Below are 20,358 nucleotides of genomic sequence, written 5' to 3' on the forward strand. Positions count from 1 at the left end.
GGGCGGGGCAAACGCGCCGCCGAAAACGCAAAATCCCCGCTCGTCGCGATGCGAAGCGGGGATTTTTTATGCGTCGATACCGCGCGCCGCCAGTGCGAAGTCCCGCACGAAAGCGAATTCGCCCGCGGCCTCGCCGGCGAGCGCGCCGTAATGCGCGGCCAGTTCGGCGGGCGCGAGCCACGGATAGCGCAATCCTTCCTGCAAGCGTTCGAGCTTCGCGCCGTCGAGGTCGTCGATCACGTCCATGCGCGCGATGTGAATGTGAAAGTGCGCGACGCGCGGCGCGGAACGGCCCGTATCGCCCGGCGATGCGAAAACCCAGCGGTACGTGCCGTGCCCGACGCGCAGCGCGCCCGCCGCCGGTTCGCGCATCACCACGAGCCACGGCAGCGAATCGATCACGCCGTCGCGGGCAACGAGCGCATCGGCGTCACAAAGATAGTAGGTGCGGCAGCGCGAATAGCGCGCGCCGAAGTCGCTGACGAGCGTTTTGGCGATCGCGTCCGCGCCCACGCTGCGCGCCGGAAACGCAATATTCGGCGTGGCCAGCGAAAACGTCAGCACCGCGTCGGGCGCGAAGGCTTCGTGGATGCGCTCGGGCTTCGTGTTGTCCTTCGCGTCGATATAGGTTTCGAGCGCCTGGCGGTAATGGGCGAGCAGCGAGTCGGGCAACGGGTCGGAGAAGGAACCGGTCATGGAAGGCGGTTGATGCGAGAGGAAGTCGTTCACTTTACCCCGCGCCGCATCCCGATCACGCAAACACCCGCGCGGCGCAGGGTCAGCCCTTCTGCAACAACGCCTTCAAACTCGCGAGCCGATCCTTCGGCGTCATGGGCGCTTCTTCGGGCGTGGGCGGCGGCGCGTCGTCGAGTCCCATTTCGGGGATGAAGCGCGACGCCTCGCACACCACCGTTTCGCGCGCGCGCTTGCGCTTCTTGCACCAGTTCAGATGCAGGCTGCGCTGCGCACGCGTGATCGCCACGTACATGAGGCGGCGTTCTTCCTCGATGCGCGCGTCGTCGACGATGTCGTCTTCCGAGCCGCCGCGATGCGGCATGATGCCCTCTTCCACGCCCACGAGAAACACGTGCGGATATTCCAGCCCCTTCGACGCATGCACGGTCGAAAGCCGCACGGCGTCCGGGTCCTCCTCCTTGCCTTCGAGCATCGACATCAGCGCAACGGTTTGAATCAGGCCCATGAGGTTCTTGCCGGTGTCCGCGAGACCGTCGGCGTTGTCGTAGCCCGTTGCTTCGCTGTCCTCACCGATCTCCTGTTCCGGCTTCGTGCCCTTGCGCTTGAGCCATTCCAGGAATTCCAGCACGTTCTGCCACTTCGACTGCGCCTGGCGCTCGTCGAACGCGTCGTAGAGGTAAGCCTCGTAGTGGATCGCGTCCATCAGATCGTCCAGCACGACCGTCGCCGGATCTTTGTGCGCGCGCTCGGCGAGGCGCTGCATGAAGTCGCAGAACACGCGCATCGGCTCGACCTGGCGCGCCGAAAGCCGCGCCTCGATGCCGCCCATGTAGACGGCCTCGAACAGCGACACCTTCGCCTGCCCCGCGAACGCGCCGAGCGCTTCGAGCGTCGTATTGCCCACGCCGCGGCGCGGGGTGGTGATCGCGCGGATGAACGCGGGATCGTCGTCGTGATTGGCGATCAGGCGCAGGTACGCGCAGAGATCCTTGATCTCGGCCTTGTCGAAAAACGACTGGCCGCCCGAGAGCACGTACGGAATGCGCTCGCGGCGCAGCACCTGCTCGAAGATGCGCGCCTGAAAGTTGCCGCGATACAGAATGGCGTAGTCGCGAAACTGCGCGCGCCGCTCGAACTTGTGCGCCGAAAGCCGGAACACCACCGACTCGGCCTCGTGCTCTTCGTCGTTGCAAGGCGTGACGGTGATCGTGTCGCCCATGCCGTGCTCGGACCACAGCTTCTTCTCGAACAGCTTCGGATTGTTCGCGATGACGTTGTTCGCCGCCGTGAGAATGCGCACCGTCGAGCGGTAGTTCTGCTCCAACTTGATGACGTGCAGCTTCGGGAAGTCCTTGCCGAGCTGCGCGAGATTTTCGAGCGTCGCGCCGCGCCAGCCGTAGATCGCCTGATCGTCGTCGCCCACGGCCGTGAACGCCGCGCGCGGGCCCGCGAGCAGCTTGAGCAGCGTGTACTGGCAGGCGTTGGTGTCCTGGTATTCGTCGATCAGCAGGTAGCGCAGCTTGTTCTGCCAGCGCTCGCGCACCGGCTCGTTCTGCGCGAACAGTTCGGCGGGCAGGCGGATCAGATCGTCGAAGTCCACGGCCTGGTACGCGTGCAGCGTCGCCACGTAATTGCGGTAGACGATGGCGGCCTGGTGCTCGTCCTCGTTCGACGCCGTGGCAAGCGCCTCTTCGGGCATCACGAGACCGTTTTTCCAGAGCGAGATGATCGACTGGATCTTGCGGATAAAGCCTTTATCCGTCGATCCGACCTGCTCCTGGATCATGGCGAAGCAGTCGTCCGAATCCATGATCGAGAATTGCGGCTTCAGGCCCAGATGCTCGGCTTCCTGGCGCAGGATCTGCACGCCCAGCGAGTGGAACGTACATACCGTGAGCTGGTTCACCGGCACCTTGCGGCCTTCCTTGCCGGGCGTGGTGAGCGTCTTGCCTTCGAGCAGCTTGCCCACGCGCTCGCGCATTTCGGCGGCGGCCTTGTTCGTGAACGTGACGGCCGCGATATGGCGCGGCTCGAAACCTTTCGCTTCGATCAGGTGCGCGATTTTCTGCGTGATGACGCGCGTCTTGCCGCTACCCGCGCCCGCGAGCACGAGACAGGGACCGTCGAGATAGCGCACCGCTTCGCTTTGGGCGGAATTAAGGCCTGCGGACATCGTTGCTGGATTGGAAAAACGGGTGGTACGGCTGAGGCGCGCGGCGCCGCGCTCCACGACAAAGGGAAACGCGGCGGTCCGCGCGGCGCGAGGCGTCGGCCTCTCACGCGGGAGGTGCGATGTTAACACGGCGCGAGGCCGCGACGATGCGGCCCCGACAATACCGCCGCGTCGTCGCCGCCGCGTTGGCGAAAGTCGCTGTTGTCGCTGTTGTCGCCTTTGTCGCCTTTGTCGCCTTTGTCGCCTTTGTCGCCTTGCCGCCCCGCCGCTCGGCATCGCCATGGAATCGCCGTGGATATCGCTCGATTCCAGCCGATCCGTCCCTCGCCCGAACGCGTGCGTCCGGCGCCCGTGCCACAATACCGGGCTCCCGCCACTCGCGGCCGCGCTACCCGCGCCGCCGCTCACACGTTGGAAAGAGGAAGCGCTTCATGACAGCACCGCTGCAAATCGGCCTGATGGGTTATGGCTTCGCCGGTCAGACCTTTCACGCGCCTGTGATCGCCCATAGCGGCGCCGCGCAACTTTCGGCCATCGCCACGAGCCAGGCCGGGCGCGCGCAGGCCGATTACCCCGACACCGCGATCGTCCCCGACATCGACGCGCTGCTTTCGATCGACGCCATCGAATGCGTCGTGATCGCCACGCCCAACGACACCCACTACGAACTCGCGCGCCGCACGCTGGAACGCGGCAAGCACGTGCTCGTCGACAAGCCGGTCACGCTCACCGCCGAACAGGCGCGCACGCTCGCCGCCGTCGCGAAGCAGCGCGGCCTCGTGTTCGCGCCGTTCCACAACCGGCGCTGGGACGGCGATTTCCTCACGGTGCGCGAGTTGATCGCGAGCGGCGAACTGGGCCGCGTGACGCAATTCGAATCGCATTTCGACCGCTTCCGCCCGCTCGTGCGCCAGCGCTGGCGCGAGGACGCCACGCGCGGCGGCGGCCTGCTCTACGACCTCGGGCCGCATCTGATCGACCAGACGCTCGCGCTGTTCGGCACGCCCGAAGCCGTCACGGCCTTCGTGCATACGCGCCGCGACAACGCGAGCGCGCCCGACTACGCGCACCTCGTGCTGCGCTACGCCGGTCTCGACGCCGTGCTGCACGCGAGCGCGCTGGCCGCGTTCGCGCCGCGCTTCGTCGTTCACGGCACGCGCGGCAGCTATCTGAAGAACGGCCTCGACACGCAGGAAGATCAGCTCAAGGCCGGCTTGCGCCCGGGTCAGAACGGCTTCGGCGCGGGCAACGAGCCGGGCCGTCTGCACGTGCTCGCCGACGACGGCCAGGAAACCGAACGCGACGTGCCCAACGCCGCCGGCAATTACGCCGGCCTCTATCGCGCGCTGGCTGCCGCGATCCGCGAAGGCACGCCGTTCCCGGTGAGCCCGCAGGATGCTGTCGACGTAATGACGATCGTCGAACTCGCCATGCAAAGCGCCGCCGAAGGCCGCACGCTGCCGTTCGCGCGCGCTTGAGCGTATTTAGGGCGCGCTCGGGTGCGTTTTTTGGGTGCGTTTTCAGGCACGTTCCCGCGGCGCCTCCTTCACGCACGCCGCCGCTGGGCCTCGCTTGCATTTGCCCGACGCCGCTGAAAGCTCCATACAAACGGTTACACCTGCCGCGCGCCGCGCCGTCATCGCACGGTGCGCGCCGTACGTTGCCTTTCTGCATGCCGCGGAAAAGCAAAAACGAACAACAGGAGATTTCATGATCCGCTACCACCACGCCCTTCGCTTCATGACCGCCGCGTCGCTCGCCGCGAGCCTTGCCGCGTGCGTCGTCACGCCGCCCGCGCAGCACTATGCCGGTCCGTCGCCGCATCAGGAAAGCGTCGAACGCCTGCATCAAGTCGACGGCCGCATCGACAATCTCGGTCATCGCATCGACGCGCGCGTTTCGCAGGGCTACTATCCGCCGCCGCAGGGCGGCGCGCTGCATCACCGCCTCGACACGATTCGCGGCGAAGCGCACGACATGGCCGCGCAGCATGGCGGCGGCCTTTCCGTCGACGAACATCACGTGCTGGGCCAGGAACTCGATCAGGCTGCGCGCGCGATCGGCGGATAAAGCAGCGGATAAAGCAACGCGTGGGCGGCGGGACGAGCGGCAGATCAATCGGCGCATCGAGCGGCACTGTCGACGGATAAAGCAACGCATCCGCACGCAAACGCAGCCGCAAATGCAACCGCAAAGGCAGCCGGAAGCGCAGCCGCAAATGTAGCCGCAAACGCAGCCGGAAGCGCGCGACGATCGCCGCCCCGGCCCTCTTTATCGTCCGGATAAGGCAGGCAGCGCGCAAGCGCCGCCCAGCGGCCGTTTGCGTGCGCTCCCCGCGCCGCGCACCGAATTTTTACGCATTGACACGCCCCGGAAGCGTCCCGCACAATCGCTGCGCGCGCCGGGAGAGCGCGCCGCCACGCACGAGGCTTCTCGGGCAAGGCGGCGCCGCCGAAGGGGCAACCCACAAACTCTCAGGCAAAAGGACCGTGCGCGCCGGACCTTTGCGAGCGCTCCGTTAAGGAGCAGCACGCAAATCCGCACTCTGGAGAGCGGCAGTAGTTCGTCGATCGGTCGTGGATCGTATCGGCGTTCAGGCTGCCCACCGAAGGGGCGCGCGCCAGCCGCAACGGCGCAATCTCTCAGGTACCGAGGACAGAGGGGCCATGCAAGACCGACCACGGGCATCGTGCCCGCGGCGCGTCCTGCATGGCCCTTTTCGTTTCTCGCGCGAATTTTCGCGACTGCCCGAGGCCCCATGACCGAACTCAAACGCACCCCGCTCAACGACACGCACCGCGCGCTCAACGCCCGCATGGTCGATTTCGGCGGCTGGGACATGCCCGTCAACTACGGCTCGCAGATCGACGAGCATCGCGCCGTGCGCACCGACGCCGGCATGTTCGACGTCTCGCACATGTGCGTCGTCGATTTCGCGGGCGCGAAGGCGCGCGAGTTTTTCGCGCGCGCACTCGCCAATAACGTCGCCAGGCTCGTCACGCCGGGCAAGGCGCTCTACTCGTGCATGCTCAACGCGCAAGGCGGCGTGATCGACGATCTCATCGTCTATTACTTCGCCGACGACGAATTCCGCACCGTCGTCAACGCGGGCACGGCCGAAAAAGACATCGCCTGGTTCGAGAAGCTCAACGCCGAAGGCGGCTTCGGCCTGACCATCACGCCGCGCCGCGATCTGTCGATCGTCGCCGTGCAAGGCCCGAACGCGCGCGAGAAAGTCTGGCAGGTCGCGCCCTCCTCGCGCAGCGCCACGGAAGTGCTCAAGCCCTTCAACGCCGCGAAGATCGAAGCCACGCCGTTCGGCGAGCTGATGATCGCGCGCACCGGCTACACGGGCGAGGACGGTTTCGAAGTCGTGCTGCCCTCGGCGGCCGTGGCCGAATTCTGGAGCGCCCTGCAAGGCCAGGGCGTGAAGCCCTGCGGTTTGGGCGCGCGCGACACGCTGCGCCTCGAAGCGGGCATGAACCTCTACGGCCAGGACATGGACGAAGGCGTCTCGCCGCTCGACGCCGGCCTCGCCTGGACCGTCGACATGAAAGACGCGCGCGACTTCGTCGGCCGCGCGGCGCTGGAGAAGAACGGCACGCGCTCGGCTTTCGTCGGCCTGATTCTCCAGAAGGAAAACGGCAAGGCCGGCGGCGTGCTGCGCGCGCACCAGAAGGTGCTCACGGCGCACGGCGAAGGCGAGATCACGAGCGGCACGTTCTCGCCCTCGATGCAGGAATCCATCGCCTTCGCGCGCGTGCCGCACGGCGTGCAGCCGGGCGACGTCGTGCAGGTGCAGATCCGTGACAAAGCCCTTCCCGCAAGCGTGGTAAAACTGCCGTTCGTGCGCAACGGCAAGGTGCTCGCCGCCTGATCCGCCGCGCACGCCTCCCCTTTTGAATCCATAAAACCGCACCACGCACTGGAGCAACCATGAGCATCCCGGCCGATCTGAAATACACCGAATCGCACGAGTGGATTCGCACCGAAGCCGACGGCACGCTGACCGTCGGCATCACGGACCACGCGCAGGAAGCGCTCGGCGACATCGTGTTCCTCGAACTGCCCGAAGCGGGCCGCGCGGTCACCGCCGGCGACGCCGTGGCCGTGATCGAGTCGGTCAAGGCCGCCTCGGACATCTACGCGCCGGTTTCGGGCGAGATCGTCGAATCGAACACGTCGCTCGTCGACACGCCCGACCAGGTGAACGGCGCGCCGTACGAATCGTGGCTGTTCAAGATCAAGCCCGCCGCCGACGCCAAGCTCGATTCGCTGATCGACGCCGCGGCTTACGGCAAGGCCATCGGCGAGTAATTCGCCCTAACCGCGGCGGCGCGGCGGCGCGCGCGTTATTCCCTGCAATATCGCGCGAAAACCGCATACAACCGCACATCACCGCGCGCGCCGCCCGCGCCGGCAGGAAACTCCATGAAGCTCGAACACCCGGACCTCTTGATGAACGCCCCGCTCTCGCTCGCCACGCTCGAAGCGCATGACGCTTTCGCCGCCCGCCACATCGGCCCCGACGCGGCCGACCAGCAGGCGATGCTCGACGCGCTGGGCTTCGCCTCGCGCGCCGCGCTGATCGACGCGGTGATTCCCGCGAAAATCCGCCGCAAGGAAACGCTGCCGCTCGGGCCGTTCGCGCAACCGCGCTCGGAAGCCGAGGCGCTCGCGGCCCTGCGCGCGCTCGCCAACAAGAACCAGGTGTTCCGCTCGTATATCGGGCAAGGTTATTTCGACACGCACACGCCCGCCGTCATCCTGCGCAACGTGCTCGAAAACCCGGCGTGGTACACGGCTTACACGCCGTATCAGCCGGAAATCTCGCAAGGCCGTCTGGAAGCGCTGCTCAATTTCCAGCAGATGATCGTCGATCTCACGGGTCTCGCGATCTCCAACGCCTCGCTGCTCGACGAGGCCACCGCCGCCGCCGAAGCCATGACGCTCGTGCAGCGCGTGGGCAAGTCGAAGTCGAACGTGTTCTTCGTCGCCGACGACGTGCTGCCGCAAACCCTCGAAGTGGTGAAAACGCGCGCGAAGCCGATCGGCATCGAAGTGAAGGTCGGGCCCGCGGCCGACGCGGCCACGGCCGGCGCGTTCGGCGTGCTGCTGCAATATCCGGGCGTCGACGGCGACGTGCGCGACTATCGCGAACTCGCCCGGGCCGTGCATGCGGCGGGCGGCGCGGTGATCGCCGCGGCCGATCTGCTCGCGCTCACCGTGCTCGCGCCGCCGGGAGAGTGGGGCGCCGACGTCGCCGTGGGCAACTCGCAGCGCTTTGGCGTGCCGATGGGCTTCGGCGGCCCGCACGCCGCGTTTCTCGCCGTGAAGGACGAATTCAAGCGCCAGATGCCGGGCCGCCTCGTGGGCGTGACCGTCGACGCGCAAGGCAACCCGGCGCTGCGCCTCGCGCTGCAAACGCGCGAGCAGCACATTCGGCGCGAAAAGGCCACCTCGAACGTCTGCACGGCGCAAGCGCTGCTCGCGATCATGGCGAGCATGTACGCCGTCTATCACGGTCCGCAGGGCCTGAAACGCATCGCGCTGCGCGTGAACCGCGTGGCCGCCATTCTCGCGGCGGGCGCGAAGCGGCTCGGCTACGCGCTCGTCAACGAGTCGTTCTTCGACACGCTCACGTTCGAAGCCGGCGCGCGCACGCAGGCGCTGCACGACGCGGCGCTCGCGCGCGGCATGAACCTGCGCCGCGTGAGCGACACGCGCGTGGGCGTTTCCGTCGACGAAACCACCACGCGCGCCGATCTCGCCGACCTGCTCGCCGTGTTCGCGCAAGCCGCGTTCGCGAGCGAGGCGCCTTCGGTCGACGCGCTCGACGCCGAACTCGCCGCGCAGGCCGGTTCGCAAGCCGCCTCGTTCCCGGCCGCGCTCGTGCGCGAAAGCGCGTACCTCGCGCATCCGGTGTTCAATCGCCATCATTCGGAAACGGAAATGCTGCGCTACCTGCGCAGTCTTTCGGACAAGGATCTCGCGCTCGACCGCTCGATGATTCCGCTCGGCTCATGCACGATGAAGCTCAACGCGACGTCGGAAATGCTGCCGGTCACGTGGCCCGAATTCGGCCGCATTCACCCGTTCGCGCCCGCCGAGCAAACCGTCGGGTATCGCGAGATGGTCGATCAGCTCGAACAGATGCTCGTGGCCGCCACCGGCTACGCCGCCGTTTCGCTGCAACCGAACGCCGGCTCGCAAGGCGAGTACGCGGGCCTGCTCATCATTCAGGCGTATCACGCCTCGCGCGGCGACGCGCACCGCAACGTCTGCCTGATCCCGGCTTCGGCGCACGGCACCAATCCGGCTTCGGCGCAAATGGCCGGCATGCAGGTCGTGGTCGTGGCCTGCGACGCGCAAGGCAACGTCGATCTCGCCGACCTCAAGGCCAAGGCCGAGCAGCACGCCGCGAAGCTCGCCGCCATCATGATCACGTACCCGTCCACGCACGGCGTGTTCGAGGAAAACGTGCGCGAAGTGTGCGAGATCGTGCATGCGCACGGCGGCCAGGTGTACGTGGACGGCGCGAACATGAACGCGATGGTCGGTCTTGCCGCGCCCGGCCAGTTCGGCGGCGACGTCTCGCACCTGAACCTGCACAAGACCTTCTGCATTCCGCACGGCGGCGGCGGGCCGGGCGTCGGCCCGGTGGCCGTGGGCGCGCATCTCGCGCAGTTCCTGCCGAACCAGCTTTCGAGCGGCTACAAGCGCGACGAGCACGGCATCGGCGCAGTGAGCGGCGCACCTTACGGCTCGGCGTCCATCCTGCCGATTTCGTGGATGTATATCGCGATGATGGGCGCGGCGAACCTCACCGCCGCGACCGAAAACGCCATCCTCAACGCGAATTACGTCGCCAAGCGCCTTGCGCCGCACTTTCCGGTGCTTTACAGCGGCCCTGGCGGCCTCGTCGCGCACGAGTGCATCCTCGATCTGCGCCCGATCAAGGACGCGAGCGGCATCACTGTCGACGACGTCGCCAAGCGTCTGATGGATTACGGTTTCCATGCGCCCACCATGAGCTTCCCGGTGCCGGGCACGCTCATGGTGGAGCCGACCGAATCGGAATCGAAGGAGGAGCTGGATCGCTTCATCGACGCCATGGTTGCAATTCGTGAGGAAATTCGCGCCGTGGAGGAAGGCCGCGCCGACAAGGAGGACAACCCGCTGCGCCACGCGCCGCACACGGCCGCCGTGGTGATCGCCAACGACTGGCAGCACGCCTACTCGCGCGAGCAGGCCGCGTATCCGGTCGCGTCGCTCGTCGCGCGCAAGTACTGGCCGCCGGTCGGCCGCGCCGACAACGCTTACGGCGACCGCAACCTGTTCTGCTCGTGCGTGCCGGTAAGCGAGTACGCCGGCCAGGACGCGGGCGAATAACCCGGCACAAGCGGGCACAAGCGGGCATCGGCAAACGATCGGAGGGACGAGCCCGCGTCCGCGAGCGGCACAAGCGCGCACCCGCCGCGCCCCGCGGCCATGAGGCCCGAGGTGCGGGCCGCCATATCGGAGCCATATCGGAGCCATATCGGAGCCGCGTCGGAGCCGCATAGGCGCCGGATTGACCGGGACGATGCGGCGGCGGCCATCCGATTCACATTTGCCGCCGCAAACCGTTAACATCACACACCTGTCAGCCTTGAATCAGGGAGTCGCGCATGGCGCGGAAGGTGGGGATGGACTCGATGCGGATTGCCTCGCCGGCCTGCGCGCTCGCGGCGCGCGCGGCTTTGGCGCTTGCGGCTTTGGCGTGGGCGGGCGCAGCCGGCGCGGCCATGAATTTTTGCGCGGCGCCCGCCTTGCAGACGAGCGAGCGCACGAATTCCGACCCCGGCGTGAAGGCGCTCGTGGCCGAGGTGCAGTCGCACGTGAACGACGTGCCGCATCCGCTCGTCGCGCTGCACACGGAAGGCACGCTGCCGCACGAGGGCATCTACGACCAGAGCGTGGAAGCGGCGAAGGAACTCGACCTCATGCGCAACGCGGCGCTCGCGTGGCGCGCGACGAGCGACGAACGTTATCTGCGGCTCGTCGACCGGTTTTTGCTCGCCTGGGTCACGACGTACAAGCCCGATTTCAATCCCATCGACGAAACGCGTTTCGAAGGGCTGATTCTCGCGTACGACATGACGGCCAGCGCGCTGCCCGTGAAAACGCGCAACGCGACAATGCAGTTTCTCAACACGTTCGCAAACGGCTATATCGCGCAAATCGACGCGCAAAAGCGTCCGCTCAAGGGCACGTTCGCGAACAACTGGCAAAGCCATCGCATCAAGCTGATCGCGATGATCGCGTTCACGCTCGACAACCGCAAGACGATCGCAACGGCGCAGCGCCTGTTCGTCGAGCATATCGGCGACAACATCGCGCCCAACGGCGCCACGCTCGATTTCAGCGAACGCGACGCGCTGCATTACGTGACTTACGACTTGCAGCCGCTCGTGACGGCCGCGCTCGCCGCGCGCCGCCACAACCGCAACTGGCTGCCGGAACGCGCGCCCAACGGCGCGTCGCTCGCGGCGGCGCTGGACTGGCTCAAGCCTTACGCGCTCGGCGAGAAAACGCACGACGAATTCGTGCATTCGAGCGTGCCGTTCGACGCGAAGCGGCGCGAAGCGGGTCTGCCCGGCTATACCGGCGCGTGGGACCCGAAGAACGCCGCCGAGCTGTATCACCTCGCGGCGCGACTGGAAGGCCGTTATGCGCCGGTCGCGCTGAAACTCGCGCCCACGCCACCCGCGTGGCTCGCGGTCTGTCTGCCGTTGCCCGCGCGCTGATATCCGGCGCGCGTTTGAAGGTTGCCGCGGCGGCATGAGTCATTCGATGCCGCGCACCACGCGGCATCGCTTCACACAACGTTAGACAAAGCAGGAGCAGCACCCATGGCAGTGAGCGTTTTCGATCTCTTCAAAATCGGCATCGGGCCGTCCAGCTCGCACACGGTCGGGCCGATGCGCGCGGCGCTGATGTTCGTCGAGGGACTCGAGCGCGACGCGCTGCTCGCCGCCACGGCGAGCGTGAAGGTCGAGCTGTACGGCTCGCTCGGCGCCACCGGCAAGGGCCACGGCACCGACCGCGGCGTCATGCTCGGCCTGATGGGCGACGCGCCCGACACCGTGAATCCCGACACCATCGCCGCGAAGCTCGACGCCGTGCGCGCCACGCGCACGCTCGCGCTGCTCGGCACGCACGCCATTGCGTTCACGCAGAAAGAGCACATCGCGTTCTATCGCCAGGCGCTCGCCGAACACCCGAACGGCATGAAGCTGCGCGCGCTCGACGCCGCCGGCGCGACGCTGCGCGAAAGCACCTATCTTTCCGTGGGCGGCGGTTTCGTCGTGACGGCGGGCGCGCCCAACACCAGGGTGCTCGAAGCCGCGCAGCAATTGCCGCATCCGTTTCGCACCGGCGCGGAACTGCTCGCGCTGTGCGCATCCACGGGCAAAAGCGTCGCGCAACTCATGCTCGAAAACGAACGCGCGTGGCACGGCGACGTGGAAATCCGCACCGGCCTGCTGCGTATCTGGGACGTGATGCAGTCGTGCGTGTCGCGCGGCTGCGGCATCGGCAACCCCGACGCCGAAGGCACGCTGCCCGGCCCGTTCCAGGTCAAGCGCCGCGCGCCGCAGCTTTATCGCGCGCTCACGGCGCACCCCGAACGCGCGCTGCAAGACCCGCTTTCGATGATCGACTGGATCAATCTCTACGCGATCGCCGTGAACGAGGAAAACGCGGCGGGCGGCCGCGTCGTCACCGCGCCCACCAACGGCGCGGCCGGCATCATTCCCGCCGTGCTGCATTACTACGTGCGCTTCACGCCCGGCGCAAACGAGCAAGGCGTGATCGACTTTCTGCTCACGGCAGCCGCGATCGGCATTCTCTACAAGCTCAATGCGTCGATTTCGGGCGCGGAAGTCGGTTGCCAGGGCGAAGTGGGCGTGGCCTGCTCGATGGCGGCGGGCGCGCTCGCGGCCGTGCTGGGCGGCACGCCGCTGCAAGTGGAAAACGCCGCCGAAATCGGCATGGAACACAACCTTGGCCTCACCTGCGACCCGGTGGGCGGCATGGTGCAGATTCCCTGCATCGAGCGCAATGCCATGGCTTCGGTGAAGGCCGTGAACGCCGCGCGCATGGCGCTGCGCGGCGACGGCGCGCATTACGTTTCGCTCGATTCCGTCATCAAGACGATGCGCGAAACCGGCGCCGACATGAAAACGAAGTACAAGGAGACGTCGCGCGGCGGCCTCGCGGTGAATATCGTGGAGTGCTAACGATTTGCTGCGCAGGTGCCGCCGCGCGGCGGTGTGCGTTCGACGTTTGAACCGCTGATTTCGACGTTTCGGAAAAGGAGCAAGCCTCGCCATGCAGCAGAATGATTCCGCCGCCGCGCAGCGCACCACCACGGGCGCGCGTCTTGTCGTCGACGCGCTCCTCGCCAATGGCGTCGAGCGCGTGTTCTGCGTGCCCGGCGAGAGTTATCTCGCGGTGCTCGACGCGCTCTCCGACGAAACGCCGCGCATCGCCACCGTGGTGTGCCGCCACGAAGCCGCCGCCGCGAACATGGCGGAAGCCGTCGGCAAGCTCACCGGCAAGCCGGGCGTCGCGCTCGTCACGCGCGGGCCGGGCGCCACGCACGCGTCCATCGGCGTACACACCGCGTTTCAGGACTCCACGCCGATGATCCTGCTGATCGGTCAGGTCGCGCGCGAGCAGATGGACCGCGAAGCGTTTCAGGAAATCGACTATCGGCGCATGTTCGGGCAAATGGCGAAGTGGGTCGCGCAAATCGACGACGCGCGCCGCGTGCCCGAATATCTGAGCCACGCGTTTCACGTCGCGATGTCGGGGCGGCCCGGACCGGTCGTGCTCGCGTTGCCCGAGGACATGCTGAGCGGCGCGATTCCCGCCGCCGAGGCGCAAGCCGTGCCGCCCGCCGCGCAACGCGTGCAGGCGTCGCCGTCGGCGGCACAGATGGCGCGCGTGCGCGAACGGCTCGCGGCGGCGAAAGCGCCGTTCGTGATCGCGGGCGGCCATGGCTGGACGCCGCAGGCCACGGCCGACCTGCAACGTTTCGTCGAGAACTGGCAATTGCCGGTCGGGCTCGCGTTCCGCTTTCAGGACACGCTCGACAACGAGCATCCGAACTATGCGGGCGACGTGGGGCTCGGCGTGAATCCCGCGCTCGCCAGGCGCATTCGCGAAGCCGACGTGCTGCTCGCGCTCGGGCCGCGTCTGGGCGAATCCACCACGGGCGGCTACGCGCTGTTCGACATCCCCAAAACGAAGCAAACGCTCATTCACGTTCATCAGGGCGCGGAAGAACTGGGGCGCGTCTATGCCGCCGACGTACCGATCGTGTCAGGGCTCGCCGAAATGGCGGCGCAACTCGCGGCGCTCCCCGCGCCGCCGCAACCCGCGTGGTCGGGCAGCGCCGCCGCCGCGCACGCGGCATATCTCGCATGGCGCGAGCCGCTGCCGATGCCCGGCGACGTGCAGCTAGGCGAAGTGATGCAGCAATTGCGCGCGCGCCTGCCCGCGGATGCCATCGTGACCAACGGCGCGGGCAATTACGCGACGTGGCTGCACCGGCATTTCGCGTACCGGCACTTTCGCTCGCAGCTTGCGCCCACGAGCGGCGCAATGGGTTACGGCGTGCCGGCCGCCATTGCCGCGAAGTCGCTGTATCCCGCGCGCACTGTGGTCGCGCTCGCGGGCGACGGCTGCTTCATGATGGCGTCCTCCGAACTCGCGACGGCCATGCAATACGGGCTGAACGTCGTGTTCATCGTCGTGAACAACGCGCATTACGGCACGATCCGCATGCATCAGGAGCGGCATTACCCGCACCGCGTACACGGCACGCAGCTCACGAACCCCGACTTCGCGGCGTTCGCGCAGTCGTTCGGCGCGCACGGCGAAGTCGTCACCGCAACCGCGCAATTCGCGAGCGCGCTGGAGCGCGCGCTCACGGCCGGCAAACCGGCGCTCATCGAAATCCGCGTGACGAAGGAAGCCAGCACGCCCGCCGCCACGCTCGAACAGATCCGCGAAGCCGGCAGGAAAGCGCGCGGCGAATGAGCCACAAGGACTCCTGAATAGTCTCACCGTTGCGCTCGCCGTCGCGCGAAGCGCAAAAGAAAAAAGCCTCGCGGGCATGCACCCGCGAGGCTTTTTCTGCTTCCTGCTTGCTGAGCCGAACGCGGCGCTTACTTGCCGCCCACGCTTTGCAGCGTCGTCCACTTGCCGTCGACGACCTTGTACAGCGTGATGCCGCCGTTCTTCAGATCGCCCTTCGCGTCGTACGCGAGGTGCGACGTGGTGACAGCCTGCATGTCGGTCTTCGCGAGGAACGGCAGGTACTTCGCCGGGTCCGTCGAGTTGGCCTTCTTCATGGCCGTGAACATCGCCATGGCGCCGTCGTAGGCGTACGGCGAGTACGTCTGCACGTCTTCGCCGAAGCGCTTCTTGTACTTCTCCACGTAGTCCTTGCCGCCGGGCATCTGGTCGAGCGGCAGGCCGGCGAGCGAGGCCACCGTGCCGTTCGCCGCGTCGCCCGCGATTTGCAGGAACGTGGGCGTATGCACCATTTCGCCGCCCATCAGCGGCGCCTTGATGCCGAGCGACTTCATCTGCTTGACCATCGGCGCGGCTTGCGAGTCGGCGCCGCCGAAGTAGACCAGATCCGGGTTCATCGCCTTCGCCTTCGTCAGGACCGACTTGAAGTCGACGGCCTTGTCGTTGGTGTATTCGCGGTCGATGATGTTGCCGCCGGCGGCCTTCGCGGCCTTCGTGAATTCGTCGGCGAGACCCTGGCCGTAGGCCGTGCGGTCGTCGATCACGACGATCTTCTTCATGCCGAGGTTCTTCACGGCGAACGCGCCCGCGACCGAACCTTGCTGCGTGTCCGAGGTCATCATGCGGAACGTCGTCTTGAAGCCCTGCTGCGTGTATTCGGGCGCCGTCGCCATGGCGATTTCGGGAATGCCCGCGTTCGCGTAGATGCGCGAAGCCGGGATCGTCGTGCCCGAATTGAAGTGGCCGAGCATGCCCTTGATGCCGTCGTCGACGAGCTTTTGCGCGACGGTCGTGCCGGTGCGCGGGTCGGCCTGGTCGTCGGCGGAATCCAGCACGAAGTGAACCGGCTTGCCGCCGATCACGGGCTTCGTTGCGTTCATCTCTTCCACCGCGAGCGTGATGCCGTTCTGGAAGTCCTTGCCGTAGTGCGCCTGCGCGCCCGTCATCGGGCCGGCGAAACCGATCTTCACGTCTTCGGCCTGTTGCGCGTGCGCCGTCCCCGCCAGCGACACGGCGGCAAGCAGCGTTGCGCCTGCCAGCTGCTTCATGATGTGTTGCATTGCTTCTCCTTGGTACCAGGTATCGAATGAGCGGCTTTGGCGCGAGAGCCTTGCCGCTTCCTTGTCTTGAGACGACCGGTAGTATCGCTTGCGTTTAGCCGATCGTCATCAAGTTTGCGTTGCCGCCTGCTGCTGCCGTATTCACGCTCACCGAACGTTCCGCGAGGAGACGTTCGAGCGCGTAATCTTCGTCGCCGTTGGCGAGCGCATGCGCCGCCACGCCTTGCACCGAGACGATCGGTCCCGGCCGCTTGGCCACTTCCTTCACGAGCGCGAGCAGTTCGTCGCTGTCGCCCTCGAACAGCACCGCGTCGTAATGGGCGTCCGCATTCTTCTTCACCGCCGCGTGCGCCTTGAGCGGCGCGGGCAGCGCGCTCACCAGCGCCTCGCCGGCCGCGCCCTGGAACAGCGCGCGGTTGCCCGTGGCGATGACCGCCGCGAGCTGCGCGCGCGCGCCGGTGGACGTGGACGGCACGCACAGCACCGTGCCGCGCGCCGAGAGCGTGTAGGTGTTGCGCTCGCCCGTGGGGCCCGGCAGCACGGCCGTGGCGCCCGCGAGCACGTGTTCCAGATAGCCGTCGCAGCGCGCCGCCAGCGCGGGCTCGCGTTCGGCGATGAGCCAGTCGCGCAGCGCCGTCAATGCGCCGTGCGCCGATTGCGGCGCGGCGGGGCCGGATGCGTCCGCGCGCGGTTGATCGACGACCAGCGCATGGGCGAGCGACTTCGGCAGACCGGCAGGGCGCTTCGCGAGCAGACGCGAGAGATAGAGCGCGCCGCCCGCCTTCGGCCCGGTGCCCGAAAGCCCTTCGCCGCCGAACGGCTGCACGCCCACCACCGCGCCGATCACGTTGCGGTTCACGTAGATGTTGCCCACGTGCGCGCGGCCCACCACATGCGCGATGGTTTCGTCGATACGCGTATGAATGCCGAGCGTGAGGCCGTAGCCGGTCGCGCGGATCTGTTCGAGCAATTTGTCGAGCTGGCTGCGGCGATAGCGCACCACGTGCAGCACCGGCCCGAACACTTCGCGCTTGAGTTCGTCGAGGCTGTCGATCTCGATCAGCGTGGGCGGCACGAAGGTGCCCTGCGCGCAGGCTTCCGGCGCGCTCATCTGCATGACCTTGCGGCCCTTTTCGCGCATGGCGGCCACGTGCGAGTCGATGCCGCGCTTTGCGTCCACGTCGATCACGGGGCCGACGTCGGTCGAAAGGCGGTCGGGGTTGCCCACCGCGAGTTCCCGCATCGCGCCCGTCAGCATTTCGAGCGTGCGGTCGGCCACGTCGTCTTGCAGGCACAGCACGCGCAGCGCCGAGCAACGCTGGCCCGCCGAGTCGAACGCGCTTTGCAGCACGTCGGCGACCACCTGCTCCGCGAGCGCCGACGAATCGACGATCATCGCGTTCTGGCCGCCGGTTTCGGCGATCAGCGGAATCGGCCGGCCTTCCGAATCGAGGCGTTCCGAAAGCGTCTTGTTGATGAGGCGCGCGACTTCGGTCGAGCCGGTGAACATCACGGCGCGCGTGCGGGGGTCGGCCACCAGCGCCGCGCCCACGGTTTCGCCGGTGCCGGGCAGCAGTTGCACCGCGCCCGAGGGCACGCCCGCTTCGCGCAGGATGCGCACGGCTTGCGCGGCGATCAGCGGCGTTTGCTCGGCCGGTTTCGCGAGCACGGTGTTGCCGGCGGCGAGCGCGGCGGCCACCTGGCCCATGAAGATCGCGAGCGGGAAGTTCCACGGGCTGATGCACACGACCGGACCGAGCGGACGATGCGTGTCGTTCGAGAATTCGTCGCGGATCTGCGTGGAGTAATAGCGCAGGAAGTCGATGGCCTCGCGGATTTCCGACACCGCGTTCGGCAGCGACTTGCCCGCTTCGCGCACGATCAGGCCCATTAGCGTGTGCATTTGCGCTTCGAGCAGGTCGGCGGCGCGCGCGAGACAGTCGGCGCGCGCTTCGACGGGCGTCGCTTGCCAGATCGGCGCGGCGGCCACGGCGTGCGCGAGCGCGGCGCTCACGTGCTCGCTCGTCGCTTCCACCACGGTGCCCACCAGATCGCGATGATCGGCGGGATTGCGCACGTCGCGCGCGGTGCCTTCGGCGAGGTCGATATCGGCAAGCATGGGCGCGGCGCGCCACGGATGATGCGCGCTCGCCAGCAGCGCGGAGGACAGCGACGCGAGCCGATGCTCGTTCGACAGGTCGAGTCCCATCGAATTGAGACGCGCGTTGCCGAACAGTTCGCGCGGCAGCGGAATCTTCGCGTGCGGCGCGCCCGGCGGCACGACCTTCGCGGCGTCGTCGACGGGATTCGTCACGAGTTCGCTCACCGGCACGGTTTCATCGGCGATACGGTTCACGAACGACGTGTTCGCGCCGTTTTCGAGCAGCCGGCGCACGAGGTACGCGAGCAGCGTTTCGTGCGTGCCGACCGGCGCGTAGACGCGGCACGGACGGTTCAGCTTGCCCTGCGAGAGCGGCCCCGTGACCTCCTCGTAGAGCGGCTCGCCCATGCCGTGCAGGCACTGGAATTCGTACTGGCCGGGATAGTAGTTCTGGCCCGCGAGGTGATAGATCGCCGAAAGCGTGTACGCGTTGTGCGTGGCGAACTGCGGATACACCGCGTCCGGCGCGCCCAGCAGCTTCTTCGCGCACGCGAGGTACGAGACGTCCGTGTAGATCTTGCGCGTGTAGACGGGATAGCCTTCGAGGCCGTCCACCTGCGCGCGCTTGATTTCGGTGTCCCAGTACGCGCCCTTCACGAGGCGCACCATGATGCGGTGGCGGCTGCGGCGCGCGAGATCGACGATGTAATCGATCACGAACGGGCAGCGCTTCTGGTACGCCTGCACCACGAAGCCGATGCCGTTCCAGCCCGCGAGTTCCGGGTCGAAGCACAACGCTTCGAGCAGATCGAGCGAGATTTCGAGCCGGTCGGCTTCTTCCGCGTCGATATTGAGGCCGATGTCGTAGCGGCGCGCGAGAATCGCGAGCGCGCGCACGCGCGGCAGCAATTCGCTCATCGTGCGTTCCTGCTGCGCGCGCGAGTAGCGGGCGTGGAGCGCGGAAAGCTTGATGGAGATGCCCGGACCTTCGTAGATGCCGCGCCCGCCCGCGGCCTTGCCGATGGCGTGAATCGCCTGCTCGTAGGATGCGTAGTAGCGCTGCGCGTCGGCTTCGGTGGTCGCGGCTTCGCCGAGCATGTCGTAGGAGTAGCGAAAACCGCGCGCCTCGAACTTGCGGCTGTTCGCAAGCGCTTCCGAAATGTTCTCGCCGGTCACGAACTGCTCGCCCATCAGGCGCATCGCCATGTCCACGCCCTTGCGGATCAGCGGTTCGCCGCCCTTGCCGATCATGCGCGTGAGCGCCGAGGAAAGCCCCGTTTCGCTATTCGTCGTGACGAGCTTGCCCGTGATCATCAGGCCCCAGGTGGCCGCGTTCACGAACAGCGACGGCGCGTGACCCACGTGCGATTTCCAGTCGCCCTTGCTGATCTTGTCGCGAATGAGCGCGTCGCGCGTGGCGCGGTCGGGAATGCGCAGCAGCGCTTCGGCGAGGCACATCAGCGCCACGCCTTCCTGGCTGGAGAGCGAAAACTCGTGGATCAAGCCTTCCACGCCGCCGCCCGAGCGCTTGGCGCGCAGCGTTTCGACGAGCTTCGTGGCGAGCTTCGTGACGTCGCCGGTGAGATTGGCGGGCAAACGCGCCTCGCCGATCAGGAACGGCACGCACTCCGGCTCCGGGCGGCGGTATGCGGCCGTGATGGCCGCGCGCAGCACCGACTGCGGCTGCACGTTCTGCGCGAATTCGAGAAACGGATGCGAGGCGGCTTCGTCTTCGTCGTGGGTAGCACCGTCGGCGAGGTCGGTCGTGCCCACGTGACCGTTCAGCTCGGGCGGCAACTGGCCGTGCTCGATCTTTTCCAGGTACGCGAAGATCGCCTGCTTGATAAGCCAGTGCGGCGTGCGTTCGAGGCGCGTGGCGGCGTCCTTGAGCCGGGAGCGGAGCAGATCGTCGACTTTGACGCCAAGTGTGGTGCTAGCCATGTTTCCTTCGTATGCCGGCGAATGCGCGGCGGCGGTGACTGAAAAGTTGGCGAATCGTAACCCTCCAAATAAAAAGGTGC

General features: G+C 67.0%; 12 protein-coding genes and 2 riboswitches. Of the genes, 8 read left to right on the forward strand and 4 right to left on the reverse strand.

All coding sequences use genetic code 11. The features are described from left to right. Window positions 1-66 precede the first annotated feature (66 nt). Complete coding sequence (locus U5805_RS12675) at window positions 67-696, reverse strand: hypothetical protein (RefSeq protein WP_322103824.1); 630 nt, start codon at window positions 694-696, stop codon at window positions 67-69. 82 nt (window positions 697-778) lie between these two features. Next, entirely contained in the window at window positions 779-2,869 is a 2,091-nt protein-coding gene (locus tag U5805_RS12680) for a UvrD-helicase domain-containing protein (protein ID WP_322103825.1), read from the reverse strand. 431 nt (window positions 2,870-3,300) lie between these two features. Between U5805_RS12680 and U5805_RS12685 the strand changes: the two genes are divergently transcribed. From U5805_RS12685 to U5805_RS12720, 8 genes are all read left to right on the forward strand, one after another. Beyond that, window positions 3,301-4,347: an oxidoreductase gene (locus tag U5805_RS12685; RefSeq protein WP_322103826.1), complete on the forward strand. Its 1,047-nt coding sequence runs from the start codon at window positions 3,301-3,303 to the stop codon at window positions 4,345-4,347. A 232-nt stretch (window positions 4,348-4,579) separates the two neighbouring features. Next, window positions 4,580-4,939 (forward strand): hypothetical protein, encoded by a 360-nt coding sequence (locus U5805_RS12690; protein ID WP_322103827.1) that lies wholly within the window; start codon window positions 4,580-4,582, stop codon window positions 4,937-4,939. 322 nt (window positions 4,940-5,261) lie between these two features. Next, a riboswitch (glycine riboswitch) is annotated at window positions 5,262-5,368 on the forward strand. 36 nt (window positions 5,369-5,404) lie between these two features. Further along, a riboswitch (glycine riboswitch) is annotated at window positions 5,405-5,538 on the forward strand. 89 nt (window positions 5,539-5,627) lie between these two features. Then, window positions 5,628-6,746: a glycine cleavage system aminomethyltransferase GcvT gene (gene gcvT / locus U5805_RS12695; RefSeq protein WP_322103828.1), complete on the forward strand. Its 1,119-nt coding sequence runs from the start codon at window positions 5,628-5,630 to the stop codon at window positions 6,744-6,746. A gap of 59 nt (window positions 6,747-6,805) precedes the next feature. Next, entirely contained in the window at window positions 6,806-7,186 is a 381-nt protein-coding gene (gene gcvH, locus U5805_RS12700) for a glycine cleavage system protein GcvH (protein ID WP_322103829.1), read from the forward strand. Between the two features lie 114 nt (window positions 7,187-7,300). Continuing rightward, entirely contained in the window at window positions 7,301-10,261 is a 2,961-nt protein-coding gene (gcvP, locus tag U5805_RS12705; protein WP_322103830.1) for an aminomethyl-transferring glycine dehydrogenase, read from the forward strand. Between the two features lie 278 nt (window positions 10,262-10,539). Beyond that, complete coding sequence (locus U5805_RS12710; protein WP_415914585.1) at window positions 10,540-11,658, forward strand: alginate lyase family protein; 1,119 nt, start codon at window positions 10,540-10,542, stop codon at window positions 11,656-11,658. Between the two features lie 105 nt (window positions 11,659-11,763). Then, on the forward strand, window positions 11,764-13,152 hold the full coding sequence (locus U5805_RS12715) for an L-serine ammonia-lyase (RefSeq protein ID WP_322103832.1): 1,389 nt from the start codon (window positions 11,764-11,766) through the stop codon (window positions 13,150-13,152). 91 nt (window positions 13,153-13,243) lie between these two features. Then, window positions 13,244-14,959: a thiamine pyrophosphate-binding protein gene (locus tag U5805_RS12720; protein ID WP_322103833.1), complete on the forward strand. Its 1,716-nt coding sequence runs from the start codon at window positions 13,244-13,246 to the stop codon at window positions 14,957-14,959. Window positions 14,960-15,087: 128 nt separating this feature from the next. Here the strand turns inward: U5805_RS12720 and U5805_RS12725 are convergent, their stop codons facing one another. Then, on the reverse strand, window positions 15,088-16,236 hold the full coding sequence (locus tag U5805_RS12725) for a branched-chain amino acid ABC transporter substrate-binding protein (RefSeq protein ID WP_322103834.1): 1,149 nt from the start codon (window positions 16,234-16,236) through the stop codon (window positions 15,088-15,090). A gap of 94 nt (window positions 16,237-16,330) precedes the next feature. Further along, window positions 16,331-20,278, reverse strand: coding sequence for a trifunctional transcriptional regulator/proline dehydrogenase/L-glutamate gamma-semialdehyde dehydrogenase (putA, locus tag U5805_RS12730; RefSeq protein ID WP_322103835.1), 3,948 nt, complete (start codon window positions 20,276-20,278; stop codon window positions 16,331-16,333). Window positions 20,279-20,358: the final 80 nt, after the last annotated feature.

Source organism: Paraburkholderia sp. J41, from assembly GCF_905220235.1.
GTDB lineage: Bacteria > Pseudomonadota > Gammaproteobacteria > Burkholderiales > Burkholderiaceae > Paraburkholderia.